This window comes from Staphylococcus sp. HMSC069E10, assembly GCF_001809205.1.
In the GTDB taxonomy this organism is placed as follows: Bacteria; Bacillota; Bacilli; order Staphylococcales; family Staphylococcaceae; genus Staphylococcus; species Staphylococcus hominis.
Map to the genome: position 1 here is coordinate 1 of NZ_KV796500.1, position 2,301 is coordinate 2,301.

Below are 2,301 nucleotides of genomic sequence, written 5' to 3' on the forward strand. Positions count from 1 at the left end.
TTTCAGAATGATATAAATAAATCCATAAATGGAGATAAATCGAAACTATTTATACCCTATGGGGGTATATGTTATAGTATAAGTAGCTTTACTATAACATTTTCATTGGGAGGGGTTAATTTGAAGAATAATGGTGAAGAGCATAATCATCAAAATCACATGAATCATTCCAATCAAATGCATCATGATAACCATGCCTCACATCATCATCATAGTGGCCATGCACATCATCATGGAAATTTTAAAGTTAAGTTTTTTGTTTCATTAATTTTTGCAATACCTATCATTCTTTTATCGCCAATGATGGGCGTTAACTTACCTTTTCAATTCACATTTCCAGGTTCTGAATGGGTAGTGTTAATATTAAGTACAATTTTATTCTTTTATGGTGGTAAACCGTTCTTGTCTGGTGGTAAAGATGAAATTGCTACAAAAAAACCAGGCATGATGACCTTAGTTGCTCTAGGTATTTCAGTAGCTTATATTTATAGCTTGTATGCTTTTTATATGAATAACTTTAGTAGTGCAACTGGTCATACAATGGACTTTTTTTGGGAATTAGCAACCTTAATTTTAATTATGCTATTAGGACATTGGATAGAAATGAATGCTGTCGGAAATGCTGGAGATGCTTTAAAGAAAATGGCAGAACTGTTACCTAATAGTGCTATTAAAGTTATGGATAATGGCCAACGCGAAGAAGTTAAAATATCAGACATCATGACTGATGATATCGTCGAAGTAAAAGCCGGAGAAAGCATTCCAACAGATGGTATTATCGTTCAAGGACAAACATCTATAGATGAATCCCTAGTCACTGGAGAATCTAAAAAAGTACAAAAAAATCAAAATGACAACGTCATCGGGGGTTCTATTAATGGGTCTGGAACAATACAAGTCAAGGTTACAGCTGTGGGAGAAGATGGATATCTTTCTCAAGTTATGGGACTTGTTAATCAAGCACAAAATGATAAATCTAGTGCTGAATTGTTATCTGATAAAGTAGCGGGTTATTTATTCTACTTTGCTGTAAGTGTTGGCGTGATTTCTTTTATTGTCTGGATGCTCATTCAAAATGATGTTGATTTTGCATTAGAACGTCTTGTAACTGTGTTAGTCATTGCTTGTCCACATGCTTTAGGCTTGGCAATACCTTTAGTCACTGCACGTTCTACTTCAATTGGTGCACATAATGGTTTAATTATTAAAAATAGAGAATCTGTAGAAATAGCTCAACATATCGATTATGTAATGATGGATAAAACTGGTACTTTAACTGAGGGTAACTTTTCTGTGAATCATTATGAGAGCTTTAAAAATGATTTGAGTAATGATACAATATTAAGCCTTTTCGCCTCATTAGAAAGTCAATCTAATCACCCATTAGCTATAAGTATTGTTGATTTTGCGAAAAGTAAAAATGTTTCATTTACTAATCCACAAGACGTTAATAATATTCCAGGTGTCGGATTAGAAGGTCTAATTGATAATAAAACATATAAAATAACAAATGTCTCTTATCTTGATAAACATAAACTTAATTATGACGATGACTTGTTTACTAAATTAGCTCAACAAGGTAATTCAATCAGCTATTTAATTGAGGATCAACAAGTCATTGGCATGATTGCTCAAGGAGATCAAATTAAAGAAAGTTCAAAACAAATGGTAGCTGATTTACTATCAAGACATATTACACCAGTCATGCTTACAGGTGACAATAATGAAGTGGCACACGCTGTCGCAAAAGAATTAGGTATTAGTGATGTCCACGCACAACTCATGCCAGAAGATAAGGAAAGCATTATAAAAGATTATCAAAGTGACGGTAATAAAGTCATGATGGTCGGAGACGGTATCAACGATGCGCCGAGTCTTATAAGAGCCGATATTGGTATAGCAATTGGTGCAGGCACAGATGTTGCAGTGGATTCAGGTGATATCATACTTGTTAAAAGTAATCCATCAGATATTATTCATTTCTTGACCCTTTCAAATAATACTATGAGAAAAATGGTGCAAAACTTATGGTGGGGTGCAGGTTATAATATTGTTGCTGTACCTTTAGCAGCTGGCGCATTAGCTTTTATCGGGTTAATATTATCACCAGCTGTAGGAGCAATATTAATGTCTTTAAGTACAGTTATAGTAGCGATTAATGCCTTTACATTAAAATTAAAATAAAAGATAGGAGTTTTATTATGATTAAAAAATTATTTTTTATGATATTAGGATCATTACTAATATTATCAGCTTGCTCCAATAATGATGAAAAAGATAAAGACACTAATGACCAAAAAA

Annotated in this window: 1 protein-coding gene; it reads left to right on the plus strand. The window is 33.1% G+C overall.

Annotated elements, in window-relative coordinates; genetic code table 11:
- Window positions 1-120 precede the first annotated feature (120 nt).
- A complete protein-coding gene (locus HMPREF2561_RS10215; RefSeq protein ID WP_037554224.1) occupies window positions 121-2,184 on the plus strand; it encodes a heavy metal translocating P-type ATPase in 2,064 nt (687 codons plus the stop codon).
- Window positions 2,185-2,301 lie beyond the last annotated feature (117 nt).